At 60.1% G+C, this 21136-nt stretch carries 16 protein-coding genes and 3 pseudogenes; 12 read left to right on the top strand and 7 right to left on the bottom strand.

Annotation, left to right across the window (positions count from 1 at the left end):
- Nucleotide 1 precedes the first annotated feature (1 nt).
- Nucleotides 2–1504, top strand: coding sequence for an NCS1 family nucleobase:cation symporter-1 (locus QFZ91_RS03600; protein WP_429566263.1), 1503 nt, complete (start codon nt 2–4; stop codon nt 1502–1504).
- Nucleotides 1505–1546: 42 nt separating this feature from the next.
- Nucleotides 1547–3004: a dihydropyrimidinase gene (gene hydA / locus QFZ91_RS03595; protein ID WP_429566262.1), complete on the top strand. Its 1458-nt coding sequence runs from the start codon at nt 1547–1549 to the stop codon at nt 3002–3004.
- 309 nt (nt 3005–3313) lie between these two features.
- Here the strand turns inward: hydA and QFZ91_RS03590 are convergent.
- Nucleotides 3314–4816 (bottom strand): annotated as a pseudogene (locus QFZ91_RS03590) (phage integrase family protein); the annotation flags it as partial.
- Here QFZ91_RS03590 and QFZ91_RS03585 point away from each other — a divergent pair.
- A pseudogene (locus tag QFZ91_RS03585) lies at nt 4812–5132 on the top strand (ISKra4-like element ISBte2 family transposase); the annotation flags it as partial. The pseudogenes QFZ91_RS03590 and QFZ91_RS03585 overlap by 5 nt on opposite strands.
- Before the next feature lie 24 nt (nt 5133–5156).
- On the opposite strand, the gene QFZ91_RS03580 reads toward QFZ91_RS03585, so the two are convergent.
- Entirely contained in the window at nt 5157–6176 is a 1020-nt protein-coding gene (locus tag QFZ91_RS03580; RefSeq protein WP_429566261.1) for a Gfo/Idh/MocA family protein, read from the bottom strand.
- A gap of 689 nt (nt 6177–6865) precedes the next feature.
- Here QFZ91_RS03580 and QFZ91_RS03575 point away from each other — a divergent pair.
- From QFZ91_RS03575 to QFZ91_RS03545, 7 genes are all read left to right on the top strand, one after another.
- Complete coding sequence (locus tag QFZ91_RS03575) at nt 6866–7939, top strand: aldo/keto reductase (protein WP_429566260.1); 1074 nt, start codon at nt 6866–6868, stop codon at nt 7937–7939.
- A gap of 98 nt (nt 7940–8037) precedes the next feature.
- Nucleotides 8038–8940: a phytanoyl-CoA dioxygenase family protein gene (locus QFZ91_RS03570; protein WP_176384483.1), complete on the top strand. Its 903-nt coding sequence runs from the start codon at nt 8038–8040 to the stop codon at nt 8938–8940.
- A gap of 49 nt (nt 8941–8989) precedes the next feature.
- The gene (locus QFZ91_RS03565) at nt 8990–9310 is read left to right on the top strand and encodes an L-rhamnose mutarotase (RefSeq protein WP_429566259.1); all 321 of its coding nucleotides are present in this window, start codon (nt 8990–8992) and stop codon (nt 9308–9310) included.
- 158 nt (nt 9311–9468) lie between these two features.
- The gene (locus tag QFZ91_RS03560; RefSeq protein ID WP_429566258.1) at nt 9469–10512 is read left to right on the top strand and encodes a substrate-binding domain-containing protein; all 1044 of its coding nucleotides are present in this window, start codon (nt 9469–9471) and stop codon (nt 10510–10512) included.
- The gene (locus tag QFZ91_RS03555; RefSeq protein WP_429566257.1) at nt 10503–12113 is read left to right on the top strand and encodes a sugar ABC transporter ATP-binding protein; all 1611 of its coding nucleotides are present in this window, start codon (nt 10503–10505) and stop codon (nt 12111–12113) included. The genes QFZ91_RS03560 and QFZ91_RS03555 overlap by 10 nt, the downstream gene beginning before the upstream one ends.
- A complete protein-coding gene (locus QFZ91_RS03550) occupies nt 12114–13316 on the top strand; it encodes a sugar ABC transporter permease (RefSeq protein WP_429566256.1) in 1203 nt (400 codons plus the stop codon).
- A gap of 1 nt (nt 13317) precedes the next feature.
- On the top strand, nt 13318–14886 hold the full coding sequence (locus tag QFZ91_RS03545; RefSeq protein WP_429566255.1) for a UxaA family hydrolase: 1569 nt from the start codon (nt 13318–13320) through the stop codon (nt 14884–14886).
- 342 nt (nt 14887–15228) lie between these two features.
- Here the strand turns inward: QFZ91_RS03545 and QFZ91_RS03540 are convergent.
- The 5 genes and pseudogenes from QFZ91_RS03540 to QFZ91_RS03520 all read right to left on the bottom strand — a co-directional run.
- Nucleotides 15229–15486 (bottom strand): annotated as a pseudogene (locus tag QFZ91_RS03540) (hypothetical protein); the annotation flags it as partial.
- Nucleotides 15479–15808: an L-rhamnose mutarotase gene (locus QFZ91_RS03535; RefSeq protein WP_176110808.1), complete on the bottom strand. Its 330-nt coding sequence runs from the start codon at nt 15806–15808 to the stop codon at nt 15479–15481. The pseudogene QFZ91_RS03540 and the gene QFZ91_RS03535, both read right to left, overlap by 8 nt.
- A gap of 66 nt (nt 15809–15874) precedes the next feature.
- Nucleotides 15875–16645, bottom strand: a complete 771-nt coding sequence (locus QFZ91_RS03530; protein WP_429566254.1) for an ATP-binding cassette domain-containing protein — start codon at nt 16643–16645, stop codon at nt 15875–15877.
- 2 nt (nt 16646–16647) lie between these two features.
- Complete coding sequence (locus QFZ91_RS03525; RefSeq protein ID WP_429566253.1) at nt 16648–17667, bottom strand: ABC transporter permease subunit; 1020 nt, start codon at nt 17665–17667, stop codon at nt 16648–16650.
- Between the two features lie 64 nt (nt 17668–17731).
- Nucleotides 17732–18754: an ABC transporter substrate-binding protein gene (locus tag QFZ91_RS03520; RefSeq protein ID WP_429566252.1), complete on the bottom strand. Its 1023-nt coding sequence runs from the start codon at nt 18752–18754 to the stop codon at nt 17732–17734.
- Between the two features lie 284 nt (nt 18755–19038).
- On the opposite strand from QFZ91_RS03520, the gene QFZ91_RS03515 reads away from it, so the two are divergent.
- Complete coding sequence (locus QFZ91_RS03515; protein ID WP_429566251.1) at nt 19039–19911, top strand: phytanoyl-CoA dioxygenase family protein; 873 nt, start codon at nt 19039–19041, stop codon at nt 19909–19911.
- A gap of 40 nt (nt 19912–19951) precedes the next feature.
- On the top strand, nt 19952–21097 hold the full coding sequence (locus tag QFZ91_RS03510; RefSeq protein WP_429566250.1) for a LacI family DNA-binding transcriptional regulator: 1146 nt from the start codon (nt 19952–19954) through the stop codon (nt 21095–21097).
- Nucleotides 21098–21136: the final 39 nt, after the last annotated feature.

Here is a 21136-nt window from a genome sequence, read left to right as displayed (position 1 = left end):
CATGAGCCAGCCCTTAGCCGTCGACGCCACTGCGCGCCGCGCCGAAAGCGATCTATACAACGATGACCTCGCGCCCACCGGCGTCGCGCAGCGCACATGGCGCTGGTATCACTTCGCGGCACTATGGGTGGGCATGGTGATGAACATCGCCTCCTACATGCTCGCCGCCGGCCTCACCGAGCAGGGCATGTCGCCCTGGCAGGCGGTGCTCACCGTGCTGCTCGGCAATCTGATCGTGCTCGTGCCGATGCTGCTGATCGGTCATGCGGGTACCAAGTACGGCATTCCTTATGCGGTGCTGGTGCGAGCGTCGTTCGGCACCCAGGGCGCGAAGCTGCCCGCGATGCTGCGCGCCATCGTGGCGTGCGGCTGGTACGGCATTCAATCATGGCTGGGCGGCAGCGCCATCTATACGCTCGCCAACATTCTCACGCACAACGCGCTGGTGGGCGACGCAGTGCCGTTTCTCGGCATTTCGATCGGGCAGGCCAGTTGCTTTCTCATCTTCTGGGTGTTGCAGTTGTACTTCATCCTGCACGGCACCGATTCGATCCGCTGGCTCGAAAGCTGGTCCGCGCCGATCAAGGTGGTGATGTGCGCAGTGCTCGTGTGGTGGGCCTGTTCGAGGGCGGGCGGCATGGGCTCGATGCTGTCGCAATCGTCGCAGTTCGTTGCCGGCGGCAAGAAGGCAGGCCTGTTCTGGGCGACGTTCTGGCCGAGCCTCACGGCCATGGTGGGTTTCTGGGCGACGCTCGCGCTCAACATTCCCGACTTCACGCGCTTCGCAAAAACGCAAAAAGACCAGTTCGTGGGCCAGGCGATCGGCCTGCCCATTCCGATGGCTTTGCTCTCGGTGGTGTCCGTGGTCGTGACGTCCGCAACGGTCGTGATTTACGGCAGGGCGATCTGGGACCCGATCGACCTCACGAGTCGCATGGAGGGCGTCGGCGTGGGCATCGCGCTCGTGATCCTCACGCTCGACACGATGTGCTGCAATCTCGCCGCGAATCTCGTCGGCCCCGCCTACGATTTTTCGAGCCTGTGGCCCAAGGGCATTTCGTACAAGACGGGCGGCCTTATCACCGCGGCCATCGCCATCGCGATGATGCCGTGGAAGATCCTCGCGACCACGCAGGGCTACATCTTCACTTGGCTGGTCGGTTATTCGGCGCTGCTCGGACCGGTGGCCGGCATCCTGATGGTCGACTACTTTCTGGTTCGCAACACACGCCTCGATACGACCCAGCTCTTCGAGGAAAACGGCGAATACGCGTACTCGAACGGCTGGAACCCGGCGGCCGTGATCGCGCTGATCGCGGGGGTGCTGCCGAACCTGCCGGGCTTTCTGAATGTCGCGTTCCCGAATGTGTTTGCCTCGGTGCCCGACGCGTTCAAAAGCATTTATACCTATGCGTGGTTCGTGGGGCTCGCGATTGCGGCGCTCGTCTATGGCGTGATGATGAAAGTCGGCCGGAGCCGGCGCCCGAGCGTGGCGAGCGCGTGAGCGTTTCAAGCGTCAATGTTCAACCGAAGGAGACTTGGCATCATGGCGATCCTGATTCGAGGCGGCACCGTCGTCAATGGAGACAAGAGTTGGCGTGCGGACGTGCTCTGCGAAAACGGCGTGATCCAGAGCGTCGGTGAAGACCTCGACGCGCCGGCGGGCGCGACCGTGGTCGACGCCGGCGGTCAATATGTGATTCCTGGCGGCATCGATCCGCACACGCATATGGAACTGCCCTTCATGGGCACGACCGCCAGCGACGACTTCTACACGGGCACCGCGGCGGGGCTTGCGGGCGGCACGACATCCATCATCGACTTCGTGATTCCCAACCCGAAGCAGGCGCTGATGGATGCCTTTCGCGAGTGGCGCGGCTGGGCCGAAAAAGCCGCTGCTGACTATGGCTTTCACGTGGCGGTGACGTGGTGGGATGAAAGCGTGCATCGCGACATGGGGCTGCTCGTGAACGAGCATGGCGTGTCGAGCTTCAAGCACTTCATGGCCTACAAGAACGCGATCATGGCGGACGACGAGATCCTCGTGAACAGTTTTGCCCGCTCGCTCGAACTGGGCGCGCTGCCCACCGTGCATGCGGAAAACGGCGAGCTCGTATTTCAATTGCAACGCCAGTTGCTGGCGCGCGGCTTCACGGGTCCGGAGGCGCACCCGCTGTCGCGGCCGCCCGAAGTCGAAGGCGAGGCAGCGAATCGCGCGATCCGCATCGCCCAGGTATTGGGTGTGCCGGTGTACATCGTGCATGTGTCGGCGAGAGACGCGCTCGAGGCGATCACGCGCGCGCGCAGCGAAGGTCAGCGCGTATTCGGCGAAGTGCTCGCGGGGCATCTCGTGATCGATCAAGCCGTTTATCGCGACCCGGACTGGACGCGCGCCGCCGCCCACGTGATGAGCCCCCCGTTCCGTACGCAGGAGCATCGCGACGCGCTCTGGCGCGGACTTCAGGGCGGGCTGCTGCATACCACCGCGACTGACCATTGCGTGTTCTGCGCTTCGCAGAAAGCCATGGGCCGCCATGATTTCACGAGGATCCCGAACGGTTGCGGCGGCGTCGAGGATCGCATGGCGGTGTTGTGGGATCAAGGCGTGAACACCGGCCGGCTCACGCCGAACGAATTCGTGCGCGTTACCTCCACCAATGCCGCGCAAATCTTCAACCTCTACCCGCGCAAGGGCACGGTGGCCGTCGGTGCCGACGCCGATCTCGTCGTATGGGATCCCGAGGCCACGCGCACCATCTCGGTCAAAACGCATCATCAGAACGTGGACTTCAACGTGTTCGAGGGCATGACGGTGCGCGGCGTGCCGACCCACACCGTCTCGCAAGGCGAACTCGTTTGGGTAGACGGCGACCTGCGGGCGCGGCGAGGCGCCGGACGTTACCTGAAGCGTCCCGCGAATCCCGGCTATGTGCAGGCGTCGCGCCTCGCGAAGAGCCTGAAAGAGACGCAGCCCGTGCATCGCGAGGGTGACGCACCACAATAAGAGCGGCGACGCCTGGAGGCACAGCAGGGAAGGTCCGGCGCTCGACGCGCAGGATTGGTGTAATGCGCCGGTTTGTACGGCGGATTTACGGCGGCGGTGCCGGGGTGCTGATTGCACGGCAGTAAGCGATTCTGAAAGGATTTCTTCACAGGTTATGCATTTCAGGTGCGGGCGAAGTTGGCGAGTTGGACGTCATAGCGCGCCGCCTCGGACTGGATGGAAGCCAGTGGTTTCCAACGCCGGTTGCGTCCTGACTACCGGCGTCTGTCACTAGCAAAAGCATCCCCGATCTGCCTGGCCCGCTTCACCGCGACGCAATTTTTCCGCCAGCGGCGGATGATTGGCTTCGATAGCCTGCGCGGCAAGCAGGAAGAAGCGCTTGAGCACACCCCAGAGCCATGCGCTGCTGATCGCTGCCTCACTGTCTGTCTCGAGGCTGCCGATGACCGGTGTTTCCGGCCGCCAGCGCACCGGCAGGATGGGCAAATCACGATCGGCCAGGTGTCGCGCGAGGGCGTCCCACGCGAGTGGCGGCAGCGCGACGCGTGCCAGCTTCTTGCCTTTGCCGGTGACACGCAGCCAGTGATCGCCGCGTGCATCCGTCTCAACGTGCCCGAGCGTGGCGCCGACGAGTTCGCTCGCACGCAGCCCCGTCGCGTAACCGAAGTCGAGCAGGAAGCGCAGCCGCTGGGCGGCCGGGGCTGACCAGCCATGCGACCATTCGAGTCCATCGGCGATCGTGCGCACGAGTGCCCATTCGCCTTCGCTGAACGCGTGCGACGTGTCCAGCACGTTCACGCCGCTGGCTTCCCTCACCTTCACGCCGGCGAACGGATTGGCGAGCACGTAGCGCTGCTCGATCAGCCAGCGGAACAGGGCGCCCACAATAGACAGCGCATGCGCGACCGAGCGGGCCGACAGGCTGCCGTTGAACGGCCGCCAGTCCGGCGAGGTGCGCGGACGCACCGGGCCAACCCAGCGGGCGCGCGGCGACGGGTGGCGCAGGAACGTTCGATACGCGATCGCATCGTCGGTCGTGAGCGAGGACAGCGCACGGCCGCGCTCGACGATTGCCCACAGGATCAGGCGCTCGGCTTCCTTGCGGTAGGTGCGCTGCGTGGCGGGGGACTCCTGCAGGGCGAGCCAGGTCTGCACCGCTTCGTAGTCGTTGGTGGCGTCGAGCGAGCAGGTGGCCTGCGGCGCACGGAATGTCCCCCGCGAGCCATCGACTTCATGCGGCACCTGCAGTGACTCCCATGGCACGAGTTCGGCGCGGCGGCTCGCGCTGATGAGCGCACGCGCTTTTTCAGTCAGGGCAGGCCACGCCGCGAAGAATGCCTCGATGGCGCGGGCGCTGGCGACACCGAGGCCTGGCACGGCCTTCCACCACTGGCGGCGACGCGGGATGCGCAAGGTCAGATCGGCGAGCGTACGGATGCCGTGGGCGTGCAGCACACGCACGGCCCGCGGAGCGAACCACTGCGCGACGTCGTCGGTGATCTGTGGTTCGGGTGGACGTGCCGTGCGCAGCGCCTCGATGGCGTGCGCGACTGCCTTGGCGTGCCGTGCGCGATCTTCCGCGGGATGATCGAGGAGGGCGGCAAGCTCGTCACGATGGGCGGCGCGCGCGATGGCCTGCAGCCGGCGCCGGATGCACCCGAGCACGCCACGCGCAGACTTGCCACCGCCCAGCGACGCGGGCTGATAGCGCTCGACCGCCTCGCGCACGGGCAGTCCCGCGTACCACGCGCGCAGCACGGCGAGTTCGTCGGCGGCGGGGAAGCGGGGTGGGTCGGCGGCATGAGGGGCCAAAGGGCAGACGTCGCGCGTATTCGCGTTCGTGAGAAAGAGGTTGCGGCATATCGTGGACAGGCTCACCACCCTCGTGAAGGCCACAACCGGAAGCGATCAACGAAACCGTCGGTCATAACCGATGGTGCCGAATGTCTCCACTCAATCGCCTGTCGATTGCCGTTTTCTCCTACACCTGTTCTGGACTGGTTCCATATATCAATGAGAGTGAGGTATCTCAAAGCAGATCATGAAGGGCATACACGCACAATCCGAAACGGAAAAGGCCACCCGACGTGTGCTGATATCCCGCGTTGACAAGCTGCGCCGGTGCTTCACTTCGCGGGACGGTTGCACGCCATCACGATACATTGACGCGTTGATGCGTTCGTGCAGCCAACGCCAGCGCATCAAGCACTCTGGCGTTGGCGACCGCGTCATCCGTCGTGAATGGCATTGTCCGCTTAGTCAATACTGCAGATGCAAACGCCTCAATCATCAGGCAGTACTGATTGACTGGAGGAAATACCTCTTCCCGTCGATTTCCGTCCGCGTCGACCAGAACGACCAGGGCCTGAGGGACGCGGGTACCCATTCCGGGAAGAATTGCACGCGGCACTTCAATCGAACCCTCGGTGCCGATCACGGTGTAAGTTCCCTGACCACCTGCCATGAACGAGCAACTGACCGAAGCAGAGCAACCATTCGGGAATTCGAGAATGCCCGTCGTTGCAATGTCCACATCGAAATGCGAGTCGACGATCCAGATCGCGCTCGCATGCGTGGGCTCGCATGCAAATATCATCCGCGCGATGTTGACCGCATAGCACCCCATATCCAGCAGGGCGCCGCCTCCAAGCGCAGGCTGCAACCGAACGTTGGCGGGGTCGGGCGGATTCATCAGATTTACGGACAGATGTGCGCGAACCTCGCGGACCTGGCCTATCGCACCTTGCGCAATCAGCTCGTGCACGCGCCGGTGTTGCGGATGAAACCGATACATGAAGCCTTCCATCAGTGCCACGCCGTGACGCGAGAAGGCGTCGGAAACCATTTCTGCCATCTTCGCGGTCGTCGCGAGCGGTTTCTCACACAGAACCGCTTTCCCTGCCTCGGCCGCACGCATTGCCCATTCGGCATGCATGCTGTTGGGAAGCGGGATATAGATCGCATCAACGCCGACATCGGCCAGCAATGCCTCGTAGCTCTCCACTACTCGCGGTATGCACAAGGCCCGTGCGTAGTCGCGGGCTTTTGCGGGGTCGCGGCTCGCGAGTGCCACAACGGACCCGTTGACGGACGTTTGAATTGCAGGGATTACCTGAGTGCGCGCAATATCGGCAGCGCCCATCACGCCCCAACGCAAATGACTGACTTTCACTGGTTCTCCTTCATTGTTGACATAGGCGAAATGCGACTAGTTGCGCCCGGCTCTCTCAGTGGGCGCAAGTCATCAATTGAACCGCAGCCATAGCGCGTTCCGCTGCAGACAATTGCAACCATATTGCGATTTCCTTGCGAAAGGCGGGGGCGCCAGATGGCGCAGCCGGCCACGAAAACAACCACCGGCAACTTTGGCTAGCATTGCCGCGGCCCGGAACGAAACGTTTAGCGAAACGTTACGATGCCAACTTATAGCACCTGGCTGCCATATCACAATGAGGGGTTACACCAGCAAGAATTTTAGTCTCTATCGACGCGACCATCAGTGCACCCGTGACCGAACGTCCACGTTTACCCGCCATTGACATCGGCAAATGTCCTGTCTAGATTGTGACGAAACGTTTCGCTAAACGTTTCGGTGCGATGGGCGGGGAAGCCGGAGCGGCTCGCTGCCCGTGACCGATGACGCGAACTGCGAACACGTATGGCAGGCCATCCTACGAACGGCGCCTGCGTGTCCACGAGGGTTGCAGTGACGCGGAAGCAGCGTCTCTGCTTTCAAGGTGGGCTTGCGGTTCACCAACGCACGATTTAAGACGATGCGGGTTCGAAACGACCAGAGAATGGGTCCGATCGAGCACCCGCACCTTTTACTCCACCAACGCACTCACTAGAAAGGATCCAGCCGTGTCGCACGCTATTACTCGTCTGCCCAGTCGGCGCCACTTTAAGAGCCGTTCCGGCCGGTCGTTGCAATTCACTTCTCTAGGCTTCGGTAGCGCGCCCCTGGGGAATCTTTACCGCGCCTTGAATAACGAGCAGGCGCGGCTGACGCTCGAAGCAGCTTGGCAGCATGGAGTGCGTTACTACGATACGGCGCCGCTGTATGGATATGGATTGGCTGAGACACGCGTGGGATCGTTTCTTCGTGAACAACAGCGTGACGACTATCTCTTATCTACCAAGGTAGGGCGGCTGTTGAAACGCTGCGCACCCGAGCAGCGCGACGGCATCGGGAAGTTCTTTGAGGTACCGTCCCGCGAAGTCATCTACGACTATTCATACGACGGCGTGATGCGCAGTCTCGAGGCTTCGTTCGAGCGTCTGGGAGCCGACCGGATCGACATTGTGTTGTGTCATGACATCGATATCTTCACGCATGGAAGTGCGGAAGCAAGCGCACAACGCACGCGTGAATTTCTTGACGGCGGTGTGCGAGCACTCAGCGATTTGCGCAGCCAGGGCGTGGTTGCAGCGATCGGCATCGGTGTAAATGAATGGCAGGTCAGCGAAACAGTTGCGCGCAATACCGACGTCGACTTATTCCTGCTGGCGGGACGCTACACACTGCTCGAGCAAGAATCGCTCGATTCCTTCCTGCCGCTGTGTATGAAGAAGGATATGGGTGTAATCATCGGCGGCCCGTTCAACTCGGGCATTCTCGCGACGGGGCCGAAGCCTGGGGCCTACTTTAACTATGGACCGGCCTCGCCCGACATACTCGAGCGGGTGGCGGCAATTGAAGCAGTATGCCGCGCCCATCAAGTAGCGCTGAGGGATGCCGCCTTGCAATTTCCGCTGATGCACCCCGCTGTCGTCAGCGTGATTCCCGGGGCGATAACGCCCGCCGAGTTACAAGGCAACGTCGAATCCATGCAAACGCCGATTCCCGCGCAACTGTGGAGCGATCTGCGCACCGAAGGTTTGCTACGCACCGATGCGCCCGTCGTCGAGAACATGCAGGTCTCGACAAGCGCGTAACGGGAAGATAACCGGCCGCGAAGCGGGTAATCAGAACACCATTGTTAGCAACACGATAGGCATCGCGATAAATCATTAACTTTCTCCGGGAGACGCAGATGAACACCGCTGAAGCACTAGCGCAATTGGGCATTTCGGAATCGATCCTCACGCAAGAACAGATCGACGCCTTCGATAGGGATGGCTATTGCATTTTCCCGAATGTTTTTTCCCCGGCAGAGATCGACGAGATGAGGGCCGAAGTTGACCGGCTTCAGAAAATAGAAGGCGCTTACGGCGGTCATGAAGTCCACATCGAGCCGGGCGCAATGCGCCTGTCCAACCTGTTCAACAAGTCAGAAGCGTTTGACCGCTGCCTTCGTTGCGGTCCCACCCTTGCGATTGCGCACCGTCTAATGGGCGAAATTCGTGTGTATTCGCTCAACGCCCGCAACCCTGCAAAAGGTGAAGGTCAACAGCCTCTGCATAGCGACGTTTGGCGCGCCCACGACTCCGACTGGCGCATGATCAACACTATGGTCATGCTCGACGACATGACCGAGGATAACGGCCCGACGCGTGTTGTACCGGGTTCGCACAAGCTCGTGCCGATCAACGTGCCAGACATTAATCTGGTCAACGCAGAGCGCATGGAAGTCACGCCCGAAGAAAAGGCCATCATGCCTGCCGATCCTCTGGCAACCCACCCGCGCGAAGTTCACATCACGGGGAAAGCTGGCTCGATCGCTGTGATCAACGGGCGAATCTGGCACGGCGGCACGGCAAACAGGACTGGAATAACGCGCCGCGTACTGCATATGGCAATCGGCCGCCGCGATATCCCGCAACAGCTCAACGAGCGCGAACATCTGACGCTCGCGCTCTACAAGCGTGTTGCCCCGGCCGAACGCTTCCTGCTTGATATCGAGGGTGCAGAGCCGAAGGTAGACGATCCGCTTGCTTTACCGAAAGACGCGCGGCTCTGGAAGGCCGCTCAAGCAGAAACGACTGGCCGTTACTGACAAAAACGCTCGTGCAACAAGCGCTGTGAGGACAAACAAGATGGAAAGGATGGCTTTCGTACTCGGTATCAAGCCCGAAGCGCTGCCGGAGTACAAACGGCTTCATCGCGAGACCTGGCCGGAGGTCATTGAGATTATTTCGGCTGCAAATATCCGCAACTATTCGATTTTTCTGAAGGAGCCCGAGAACTTGTTGTTCGCCTACTGGGAATACCACGGCACGGATTTCGCCGCGGACCAGGCAAAGCTTGCCCAGGAGCCACGCATGCAGGATTGGTGGCAGATCTGCGAGCCGATGCAGGTCCCGCTCGAAACCCGCCAGCCGGGCGAATGGTGGGCTCGCCTCGAAAATGTGTTTTTCAAGCCATGAGCGAGCCCATGGCCTGAGTTGGTTGCAGTCCTACGAAGTTTTCGATTCTGCGCCAATTTGCATGCGCACGGCAGAGACCAAGGAATCATTGAAACAACTTGGCCAGGCTGTACGCGTGTGGTTCGAGTAGATAAAACCGATGCTGTAAGGAGACAATCGTGCGTCACACCACCCCTCTGCTGAAGTTCCTCTCCGCGGCCATGCTGATGGCAGCGGCGCTATCGAGCAGCCTGGCCCATGCCGATGCAAAGAATCCCGTGATTGCTGTCGCGATGAAAACACAGGTACAGCGCCGCTGGGCCTTTGACATCGCCGCTATGAAGCGAGAGGCCGCGGCGCTTGGCGCCAAGCTAATCGTGCAGTGGGCCAACGACAATCCGGTCCTGCAGGCATCGCAGGTGGAGAACCTGTTGAGCCAGCAGCCCGACGCCTTGATTCTCGTACCCGTCGACAGCCAGGCGGCTGGACGAATCGTGAATTCTGCACACCAGGCAGGCGTGCCGGTAGTCGGATATGACATCGGCGTCACGACCGCGAAGCTTGACTACTTCGTCATGCGAGACAATGCGCTTGTTGGAGAACTACAGGCAAAGGGTGCGTTGGAACGCGCGCCCCACGGGACTTTCGCGTTGATGAAGGGCGATCCCGGCAATGATGTTGCGCAGACCATCAGCAAGCAGTATGACAAGGTGCTGGTGCAGGACAAGGATGTGAAAGTCGTATTCGACCAGTTTGTTCGCGGATGGGATCCAAAGCTCGCACTGTCGAATGCGGAAAATGTGTTGAGCGCACAGAACGACAAGATTGATGGCTTCGTCACCTCCAACGACGGCATGGCGCTGGGCGTGGCGCAAGCGCTGAAGGCGCGCAACCTGGCCGGCAAGGTCTACCTGTCCGGGCTAGACGCCGACCCGTCCTCGCTGCAACTGATTGCTCAGGGCGTACAGACGATGTCGGTATGGACCGACCTCGACGACCACGGCACTTCGGCTGTCAAGGCTGCGGTCGCGCTGGCGAAGAAGGAAAAACCGGCAATTAGCACTACGGATGTGAACCTTGGCGCTGGCGCCGTACCGACTCATCTCGTGAAGGTCTACGCGGTGACGCAAGCCAACCTGTGTAAGTTCATCACAACGGGCGCGCCTAAGGGATGGGTCACGGCGGACGAGGTGTATGGCGCTGGTAAATCACAATGCAAGTGAGCAAACTCATGTGGCGCGATCCAGCAACGCTTGATGTCTCGCAGCCTCACGCACAGGGCAATGCCGTCGATGTGTCACGTCCCGGCGGCTATGTGCTCGAGCTGCGCGAGGTCAGCAAATCGTTCAGCGGCATTCCTGCGCTCAGCGATGTGAATTTCAACGTGCGGCCAGGTGAAGTCGTCGCCGTCATCGGTGAAAACGGCGCGGGCAAGTCGACGCTGATGAAGATCATTTCGGGCGTCTATCCGACCGACAGCTACCAGGGCGAACTGTTGCTCGACGGCCGGCCTGCTCGTTTTCGCACAGTGCGCGACGCGGAGGCGGCCGGCATCGTGCTGGTGCCGCAAGAACTGTATATCGCGCCGAATCTGAGCATCGCCGAAAACATGTTCATGGGGATGCTGCCATCGCGGCGCGGTTTTGTCGACGAGGCGAAGCTATTCACCCTCGCGATGGAGCGCTTGGCGTTCTTCGGCGTGCAGGCCAATCCGAACGCTTCCGTTGGAGAACTCAGCCCATCGGCTCAGCGGCTCGTCACTATCGCATCGGCGCTGTCGAAAGCGGCCACCCGAGTGCTGATTCTGGACGAACCGACAGCTTCGCTCACACAGGGCGAAGCCGTGCACCTGTTCGAGCGGATTGCACAGATCAAAGCGCAGAATGTCGGCTGTATCTACATTACCCACCGGCTCGACGAGATCGCTCAGGTCGCCGACCGAGTGGTCGTGATGCGCAATGGCCGGGTGGTCGAGCATTTTGCGTCTGCTCAGGACAAGATCTCCGATATGGTCCGCGCCATGATCGGCCACGATCCCGAGCCAAGCACGCCGCGCGTGCTTAATGAACGCGCCGCAGCCGTACTGACTGTATCGAACCTTTCGGTGCATGAAGGCTTTGGCTCGAAGCGCTGCCGGGTGGACAACGTAAGCCTTGAACTGCGCCGCGGTGAAGTGTTAGGTCTGTTCGGGCTAGTCGGCGCCGGTCGCACTGAGCTCGCCAAAGCAATCTTCGGCGCATGGCAAGGAACCTGCGAAGGCGAAATTCGTATCGACGGTGAACGGGTACATCCGCGTTCGCCCGCTGAAGCGATTTCTCTAGGTATCGGCATGTTGACGGAAGACCGAAAGCAGACCGGCCTGATTGAAGGGCATAGCGTGCTGCACAACATCAGCGCGGCGAGTATTCGATCTGTGTCCAGTGGCCCGTTCATTCGCGAACGCGACGAGGTTGATCGCAATCGCGAACTGATTCGCAAGCTCGACCTGCGGCCGCCGCGGCTGGACGCCAAGGTCGAATGGTTCAGCGGCGGCAATCAGCAGAAGGTGCTGCTCGCGCGGTGGATTGCGATCCGACCGCGCATCCTGATCGTTGACGAACCGACCTACGGGGTCGACATCGGGGCGCGTCAGGAGATCTACCGTTTGCTACACGAGCTCGCTGCCGAAGGGACCGCGGTACTTATGATTTCGAGCGACATGACCGAGATTCTCGATGAAAGCGACCGTGTACTGGTCATGTACAAAGGCCGCGTTACGCAATCGTTTGACAGAAAGGCTAGCCGTCACGAGTTGATGGCAGCCGCGACAGGGGAGATCCATTAAATGAAGAACCAGACTTTGCCGGGCACTGTGCGGCCGCCGGCAGCCGCTGTGTCAGCGGGCAGCGCTGGCCGCCGCGCGCGTCAGCTTATCAACCCTCGAACGCTGACGATGGTCGTGGTGTTCGTTCTCCTCGCGATTGTTTTCAACGTCGCCTCGGGCGATATCTTTCTCACGCCACGCAATCTGTCGCTGCTTCTGCGACAGGCCTCAATCGTGGCGCTGGTGGCGGCTGGCGTATCGATCCTGATGATCATGGGTGAGATCGACCTGTCGATTGGCAGTTCGGTCTACCTGTGCGGGGTGGTCGCGGCAAGCTTGCAGATCACGCACGGCCTCGGCGTCGTGCCGACCATTATGTTAACCATCGGCGTGGGCATATTGATGGGCCTATGGCAGGGGCTTTGGGTGGTTACGGTGGGGGTGCCATCGTTTATCGTCACCTTGGCGGGGCTGCTCGCGTTCCGCGGCATCGGCTACTATGCGACCGATGCGGCCACCCTTGCTCCGGTGTCGATGGCGTTCTCGGCAATCAGCGAGGGCTTCGTCCCCGTGATCGCCTCGATAGTGGCGCTTGTGATCGCCTATTTCGCGGCGGCGGCCTACATCCTGCGGAGGCACCGTGTCAGCCTGTCACACGAGGGCGAGACTAACACGCTGCGGCTCGCGAGCAAACTTGGGGCTCTGACCGTGACCGTTGGCCTCCTGATCTGGGTGTGCGCCGGCTTCCGTGGGATTCCGACCGCACTTATCTGGGTCGCCGTAATCGGTATCGTCCTCTGGGTGGTGATGACGCGTACCGTATTCGGTCGCAATGCATACTTGACTGGTTCAAATCGTGAAGCTGCGGTTCTGGCGGGGATTCCACTGGCACGCCAGCTCTATGTCGGCTTCATGCTAATGGGTGGCTTGTATGGAATCGCCGGCGTTCTGATGACCGCCCGTATCGGCGCCTCGACACCGACCACTGGCATGTATATGGAACTCGACGCGATCGCGGGCGCCGTAATCGGCGGCACCGCGCTCAAGGGTGGTATTGGCACCATCCCCGGCGCGATTGTCGGCGCCATCCTCCTGGCGACCATCGACAATGGCATGAGCATCCTCAACATTTCGTCGTTCATTCAGTTAGTCATCAAGGGTTTGGTGCTGCTTTTTGCTTTGGCTTTTGACTCCTTTATGAGCAAGCGCAACGGACGCGGCTAATATGAACACGACGACATTCGATACGCTCAAACGCGCGGGTTCGCATACGTCACCGCGCGTCATCCGGCTCAACGCGCTCGACGATGTAGTGATTGCCATCGACCAACTGGTATCCGGTACGGCAATTACTAGTGAAGGTGTGACCGCATTGGGTCTGATCCCGCCCGGGCACAAGATGGCGACACGCCCGATCGAGACCGGCCAGGCTGTGCGACGCTACGGACAGATCATCGGATTCGCAAGCCAGCCGATCAAGCCCGGCCAGCATGTTCACAGTCACAACCTGACGATGGGCGACTTCACGCGCGACTATGCTTATGCTCACGATGCACGGCCCACGGTCCGCGCGACCGAGCCCGCGTACTTTCAGGGCATTGTGCGCGACGATGGCCGGGTCGCCACCCGCAACTACATCGGTGTATTAACCTCGGTAAACTGTTCGGCCACGGTCGCCCGCGCGATCGCAGATCACTTCCGGCGGGACGTTCATCCTGAAGCGCTCGCTGATTTCCCGAATGTTGATGGCGTTGTCGCACTCACCCACAGCTCGGGCTGTGCCGTCGATTCAGAAGGGGAGGGCCTCAAGATCCTGCAACGTACGCTGGGCGGTTACGCGTGTCATCCGAACTTTGCCGGTGTACTTGTGATCGGGCTTGGCTGCGAGACCAACCAGATTTCGACGCTACTTAAGAGTCAGGGTCTAAAGGACAATGGCCGGCTGCGCAGTTTCACGATTCAGGACACAGGTGGCACGACGAAAACCATCGCGCGCGGCATCGAGCTAATTCGCGAAATGTTGCCAGGGGCGAATGCTGTGCACCGCGAAAGTGTGCCGGCGAGTCATCTGCTGGTCGGTCTGCAATGCGGCGGCTCGGATGGGTATTCCGGCATCTCGGCCAATCCGGTGCTGGGTGCTGCTGTCGACATGTTGGTGGCGCACGGGGGCACCGCAATTCTGTCGGAGACGCCTGAAATTTACGGCGCCGAGCACCTGTTGACTCGACGTGCGGAAACCGTTGAGATCGGGAAAAAGCTCGTCGAGCGCATTCGCTGGTGGGAGGCGCATTGCGCTCGCAGCGGCGCTGCGATGAACAACAACCCGTCGGCCGGGAACAAGGCGGGTGGCCTCACGACGGTGCTCGAGAAGTCGCTGGGCGGCATCGCGAAAGCTGGGTCGACGAACCTCGTCGACGTGTACGAATACGCGCAGCCCGTAGACGCTCACGGACTGGTGTTCATGGACACGCCGGGCTACGACCCAGTCTCCGCGACGGGCCAGGTGGCCGGCGGCGCCAACCTGATCTGCTTCACGACCGGACGGGGTTCGGCCTATGGTTGCGCACCGTCGCCTTCGATCAAGCTTGCGACCAATACGGCGCTTTGGGAACGTCAGTCCGACGATATGGACTTTAATTGTGGCGAGGTGCTGAGCGGAGCATCGATTACCGAACTCGGTGCGCAGGTGTTCCAAATGATGCTGGAAACCGCGTCCGGCAAGGCGTCGCGCAGCGAAATACACGGCTATGGGCAGCAGGAGTTCGTGCCTTGGCAGATCAGCGTGATCACATAACGTGCTCATGCTGACTAGCCGCTCCGAAACCTTCTCTGGGCGGCTCCTTCGTCGAATTTAATTTCAAGGCAACTTTTCAAACCGGGAAATTTCGTGCCATCGTTTCCGGTTGTCGATTCCATCTACATATTGGGGATCCCGCTGTCCTGCCATACTCTTGGCACAAAACCGTGCCATCGCTTAATCGCGCCTATCTTCCGAACGACCTGGATGCTGCAAGCGGTGCGGGAAGCGTGGGAGCGGAGGAACTGTCAGAATTTGGATGTGTGCGCGGCGTGCGTCGTCGGTTTCAGTCGGAAAGCGACCGCGACTTCTGTGCGCGCCGGCAGTTTATCGCCGGGGTAGGTGCGGTTCGCCACGCAGCGCGACGAACATCTCGTCGAGGTGCCATGTGCTACCCGGCTTGCGTCGCGCAGCCTTGACCCGGTGAGCGAAGACTTGCCAAACTTATCGCACCAGCAACGGATTGTCTCGCATGTCACGGTCACACCGCGCTCGAAGAGCAGCTCCTCAATGTCGCGCAAGCTCAACTGAAAGCCAGCGCACAGCGCAACTGTGTCGCGCATGAGTGACTCCGCAGGCCCTGAGCGACCTAGTCAATGTGAAACACGTTATCCATCATTGCCCAATGCTCGCCCTGTTTTCGCGACTCAAGAGGCACTTGACATGGGTCGGTCAATTTCCACCACCTTTGTGTTTCTGGATCGGCCGCAATCGCGGCCATATCCGCCTCGAAGTCTGTCCCGACGTATTCCCAGTATCCGAAAAGAAGATTTTCTGGTTCCTTGAGAAATATCGAGTAATTCGTGACATTGGAACGCTGGAGCCGCTCGACAATCGCAGGCCACGGAGCCGCGTGCAGCGCCTTGTATTCGTCGATCTTCTCGGGCTTGATGTGGATGACCATTCCCATTCGTTGCATTGAGTGTTCTCCGTGTTTCGCTTGCATACGCGAGAGGTATCTGTCCGGTGGGAATTTTGGTCGTGCTTAGGCTGCGGCCTTCGTAGCGGCGTATTCGTCGCCAACCATCATCTTGACTACCGATTCGCCGTCGGTTTCACTTACCCGCTTTTCTCCCACGGCCTCGCCACGTCGAAGAACGAAGATGCGATCCGACACACTGAAAATGTCGAGCAGATTGTGCGAGATCAGAATGACCGAGACGCCTTTTTTCTTCAGCCCGAGAATCAGTTCCATCACCTTTCGCTGCTCTGGCACACCCAAAGCAGCCGTGGGCTCGTCCATGATCAGCACCCGCGCATTCCAGTAAATTGCGCGTCCGATTGCGATAGCCTGACGCTGGCCGCCAGAGAGCATCTTGACCGGACCGTGGATCTTCTTCTCCGGAATGACGATGTCGAGCTGATCCAGCACCTCGCGCGCGACGGCAGCCATGCGCGGGCGGTCGATGGTGCTGACGCCGAAGCGACGGGTCACCGGCTCACGTCCTAGAAAGATGTTGCTGCCCACATCGAGGTTGTCAGCAAGCGCAAGATCCTGGTAAATCGTTTCAATGCCTTTCGCGCGTGCGTCATGTGGGTCGCGCATGTCGAGAGGTTGACCGTCGAAAAGCACCTCGCCTTCAGTCGGTTGATAAACGCCCGATATGATCTTGATTAACGTCGACTTACCTGCACCGTTGTCACCGCACAATGCGACGACCTCGCCGGGGTAGACCTTCATCGACACTTTCTTGAGCGCCTCGACGCCTCCGAAGCGGATTGATACGTTGCGCACTTCAAGTAGCGGTTGGTTCATGATTAGACTCCGAGACGTTCCTTGTACTGGTCGATCAGCACCGACACGATGATGACAACGCCAACCGCGATGAACTGCCAGAATGCATCGACGTTAATGAATACCAGACCAAACTCGATCACAGCGATAATCAGGGCGCCGATCAACGTGCCGATCAGGTTGCCGGTACCGCCAAAGAGGCTTGCGCCTCCGATGACGACCGCGGCGATGGAGTTGAGCAGCATCGGTTCGCCGGCCGTGGCCGAACCGGCAGAGAATCGAGCCGTATAGATGATGCCGCCGACTGCAGCGAACGCTGCCGCGAGCATATAGATCACGATCTTGTGCCGACGTACGTTAATCCCTGCTCGGGCGGCAGACTGCTCATTGCCACCTACCGCATAGGTATATTGGCCGAAGCGGGTGCGCGACAGGATGAAGTGCATGACGGCCAGCAGGATCACCGTGACGATGACCGGATTCCACCCGGAGCCCAGCCATTGCAGTCCCGCGTTGTCCACCGATACAGTCATGCCACTGCCTGCAGCGAGAAAACCGGCACCGCGGGCAATACCGTACATCCCGAGCGTCCCGATGAATGCTGGAACACGATATCGCGCAACGAGCGTGCCGTTAATAGCGCCTGGAATGACTGATACAGCAATGGTCAGCGGCACAGAGAGGCCGAGCGCCCACGGTGATGAGCCTCCGAGCAAAGTGAACTGGGCAGCGCACACCGCTGCAAGGCCCATGACGAATCCGACAGACAGATCGATGCCCGCAGTGATGATCACGAACGTCTGACCTATCGCGAGAAGCATCGGTGCGCTTGCCGCAAGTGCTATCGACTGCAGGTTGTACGCGTTGAAAACGAAGGACCTTTGCTGGATTACCTGCGACCAGACTTCAAAGAAGAGGCAGAGCACCGCCAGAAATAGCCAGGGCCAGAAACGGCCAACCAGCGCCTTGTAGTCGATCGTCCTTGGAGCCGGCGCTGTGCCAGTCGCTCGTGGCTGACCGGAAAGTGAGGTGGCTTTTTGCATTGCAGTGTCTCCAGATAGCGCTTACCAATCACCGACGGCGGTTTCGAGCCGCCGCCGGCACAAATCAGTTGGAGTAGATGTATTGCTTGACGTCAGCGTTGTCGATATTCGACTTGTCCATGACGACGAAACCGGTGCTTTTCTCCTTCGGGACCGGCTTGCCACGGATTGCGTCGACTGCATACTTGACGCCGTAGTAGCCCATGTCGGCTGGGCGCTGGGCGATTGCGTAGTCGACCAGGCCGCTCTTAATATCCTTATCGATGCCCGGTACGGCGTCGAAAACGATTAGCTTAACCTTGCCGCTCTTTCCGGACATGTGGATCGCCTGCGCCACACCTTTGCCGGAAAACGTATTCGTGCCGAATACGCCGGATAGACCAGGCTCGCGCGCCATCACACCCGATACATCCGAAACCGCCTTGTTCGCGTCGTCTTCGCTATACAACGTCGGCAGCACCTTGATGTTCGGATACTTTTTCATTTCTTCCTGGAAGCCCTGCACCCGCGCATCGGTGCTCGAGACACCCGGTTTGAGGCTTTCGCAGAAGACGATGCCCTTTTCACCGAGCGCCTTCGCCAGCGTTCGCGCTGCAATACGGCCGCCTTCCTTATTGTCAGACGCTACGAACGAAAGAGGGAAGTCCGCGTTTCCGCTGCCCGTCTGATACCGGCCGGTGCCGATGTAAGTGTCCACAGTGATGACCTTGATTCCCGCATTCTTTGCTTCCGTCAGCGGCTCGATCAGTTGCTGTGCGTCCACGGGAGAAACCAGGATCGCATCGGGACGTTTGGCAATGAATGCCTTGAGGATCGGCACCTGCTCCGTGGTGTTCCAACTTTTCGGAAGCTGGAAAAGCAACTGGGTGTTGTCCTCCGCTGCCGCCTTCTGGGCACCGCGGTACATCGTGAAATAGAAGGGATCGACCACCCCGGGCAACAGGGCCACAACGGGGTGATCCTTGTCCGCATGCGCCGGAGGTGCGGCTAGCGCCGAGAGCATCAGCGCGCCCATCACTGCACTGATCACACGACGGCATGTACGCACGGGGCGTGTTGCGCACAACGGCTTCGTCAAGCTGTTCATGTCTGTCTCCTGTCTCTTTCCGGGTTTCAAAAATCAGTCGCGCCGGCTTCGTGCCGAAACGTTTAGCGAAACGTTTCGTTGAATCTAAAACCTGTTTTTGCGCAAAGTCAATCAACCTCGGGTAAACATGCACAGGCTCTCTAGCTGTCACTTTTTCGCTCGAGTTCGGACTTGCATAGTGGAAACCCGGATGTATCTATCGATCCCCGCTTGCTATAAATCCGCTCAACGAAACGTTTCGCTAAACGTTTCGCCAGCTAACGAAATTGACGGAGACCCGACTCATGTACACGAGACAGGCGATGCATGAACTAGACATCAACGACAAGTTGACCAGCGAGCAGCTGAAGGAACTCGACGAAAAAGGATTTTTCGTCGTCGAAGACGTGCTGAGCCCGGACGAGTGCCGCTCGATGGCCCGCGAGTTTGAGCGGCTCCATGAAGCCGAGCGCCTCACGGGTGGACATGAAGTTCACGTCGAGCCCGGTGCGCGGCGCGTGTCGAACATCTTCAACAAGACGTCAGTGTTCGATAAGTGCCTGGAACTGCAGCCGGTGTTGGCCACAGCCCACAAGCTGCTGGGGGAGATCAAGGTGCATGGCGCCAATCTCCGCGATCCGGTGAAGGGATTCGGTCACCAGCAATTGCACGCCGACGTGCCGAAGCACTTCGAAAATGACTGGTGGGTGGTCAATGCCGTCATCCTGTTTGACGACATGACGCTGGAAAACGGCCCCACCCGGGTTGTACCCGGGTCGCACAAATGGGCACCGATTAACGTGCCTGTTGTTAACCAGGGCGACTGGGAGCCCGGCCCCATTTCCGAAGAAGATCGCAAACGGATTCCCGCCGATCTGGACGCACCGTATCCGGGTGAGGTCTATCTGACTGGTCGGGCTGGCACCGTCTTCATCATGAACGCGTCGGGCTGGCACAGCGGCACGCTCAAAAAGAACGACGCAAACCGCCGGGTACTGCATCTCACGTATACTCGGCGTGACCTCCCGCAGCAGCTCGTCCAGCTCGACCATCTCACCCCGGACCTGTACGAGCGGATGTCACCTGCACACCGGTTCCTCCTCGAAATCGAGCCGCCCCGTACGCCGGACGGCATCTTGCGGCAGCCGAAGCGCGAGCATGCGGGATGGTGGAACTGAACGAACAGGAAGCTCGGGGCACAACTGTGGCGAGAAAATCATGGCAACAATGAAGGATGTCGCACGTCTAGCGGAAGTAAGTCTGGCGACCGTCTCGGCGGTCCTGTCGGGATCCACCTACGTGAGTCCGGACCTCACGGAGCGTGTGCGCGTCGCTGTCAAGGCGTTGGGTTACGCGCCGAACACAGTCGCGAGCAGTCTGAAAAAGGGCACCACCAAGCTATTGGGCCTGGTCGTCCCGGACATCACGAACCCATTCTTCACCGAGTTCGTGCATTCCATTCAGAAACGCGCTCACGTCCAGGGCTACTGTGTTCTGTTATTCGACAGCGATCGGAATCTTGAACAGGAGCATGCCTATCTCCGCATGCTCCGCGCCCATCTGGCCGTCGGCACGATCCTCTGTGCATCGGCACCGGAAGAAGCCTACGACAAGGTTCGTTCGGAGATCGGCATCATGCCTGTTGTAACGGTCGACCACGTGGTCTGCCCCAACGAGTGGGATTCGGTTGCTCTCGATAACGTTGCCGCAGCACGCCTTGCAGTACAGCACATCCTGGAATTCGGCCATCGGCGCGTCGCAATCATCTCCGGTCCGCAGAACCTGCTGCCTGGTCGTGATCGCTTGCGCGGCTTCGCCCAGGCGATCGCAGCCGCGAATCTGCCGGTCAATCCCGACTACGTGAGACAGGGCGCATTCGGCGAGCACGACGCCTACACCGCGGCGCTTGAGCTAATGGATCTCCCGGAGCCGCCGTCAGCCATCTTCGTGGCCAATAACCAGATGCTGATTGGCACGATGCGGGCATTGGCGGAAAAGCATCTCGCGTGTCCCGCGGACGTATCAGTCACCGCGATCGACGATTTTCCATGGGCGAACGCTTTCTCTCCCGCACTGACCACGGTCCGGCAGCCCGTTGACGCGATGGCCGAAGCGGCGCTCAACATGCTGCTCGAGCGCATCAGGGGGGACGAGCGAAGCCCTCGGCATATGGTCTTTCCGCCGGAACTGGTCGTGCGTCAATCGTGCAGCAGTCCAGCGGCGTTCGGCAAAACGGAACGTCAAGGAGCCGCCCGGACTGCAAGCGCGACGGCACGCGACAGTTCCGACAAAAAGTCGCGCGTGAAGAAGACGGATTTAGCGGGAACGGAAGGAAACATCGATCTTCCGACGGCTGCCCGCTGACTGGCATACATATGGTTGTGTCGCATTAGCGCGGGGACG

This window comes from Paraburkholderia sp. JPY419 (genome assembly GCF_050435705.1).
Classification (GTDB): domain Bacteria; phylum Pseudomonadota; class Gammaproteobacteria; order Burkholderiales; family Burkholderiaceae; genus Paraburkholderia; species Paraburkholderia youngii.
Note: the sequence above shows the minus strand (reverse complement) of the source record. Positions and strands in the feature narration are given on the sequence as shown.

Bases quoted from the DNA above. Each gene is read 5' to 3' on its own strand.
- hydA (WP_429566262.1), top strand. From the start codon at position 1,547: ATGGCGATCCTGATTCGAGGCGGCACCGTCGTCAATGGAGACAAGAGT.
- QFZ91_RS03530 (WP_429566254.1), bottom strand. From the start codon at position 16,645: ATGAACCAACCGCTACTTGAAGTGCGCAACGTATCAATCCGCTTCGGA.
- QFZ91_RS03510 (WP_429566250.1), top strand. From the start codon at position 19,952: ATGGCAACAATGAAGGATGTCGCACGTCTAGCGGAAGTAAGTCTGGCG.
- QFZ91_RS03570 (WP_176384483.1), top strand. From the start codon at position 8,038: ATGAACACCGCTGAAGCACTAGCGCAATTGGGCATTTCGGAATCGATC.
- QFZ91_RS03550 (WP_429566256.1), top strand. From the start codon at position 12,114: ATGAAGAACCAGACTTTGCCGGGCACTGTGCGGCCGCCGGCAGCCGCT.
- QFZ91_RS03515 (WP_429566251.1), top strand. From the start codon at position 19,039: ATGTACACGAGACAGGCGATGCATGAACTAGACATCAACGACAAGTTG.
- QFZ91_RS03565 (WP_429566259.1), top strand. From the start codon at position 8,990: ATGGCTTTCGTACTCGGTATCAAGCCCGAAGCGCTGCCGGAGTACAAA.
- QFZ91_RS03545 (WP_429566255.1), top strand. From the start codon at position 13,318: ATGAACACGACGACATTCGATACGCTCAAACGCGCGGGTTCGCATACG.
- QFZ91_RS03555 (WP_429566257.1), top strand. From the start codon at position 10,503: ATGCAAGTGAGCAAACTCATGTGGCGCGATCCAGCAACGCTTGATGTC.
- QFZ91_RS03600 (WP_429566263.1), top strand. From the start codon at position 2: ATGAGCCAGCCCTTAGCCGTCGACGCCACTGCGCGCCGCGCCGAAAGC.
- QFZ91_RS03520 (WP_429566252.1), bottom strand. From the start codon at position 18,754: ATGAACAGCTTGACGAAGCCGTTGTGCGCAACACGCCCCGTGCGTACA.
- QFZ91_RS03535 (WP_176110808.1), bottom strand. From the start codon at position 15,808: ATGCAACGAATGGGAATGGTCATCCACATCAAGCCCGAGAAGATCGAC.
- QFZ91_RS03525 (WP_429566253.1), bottom strand. From the start codon at position 17,667: ATGCAAAAAGCCACCTCACTTTCCGGTCAGCCACGAGCGACTGGCACA.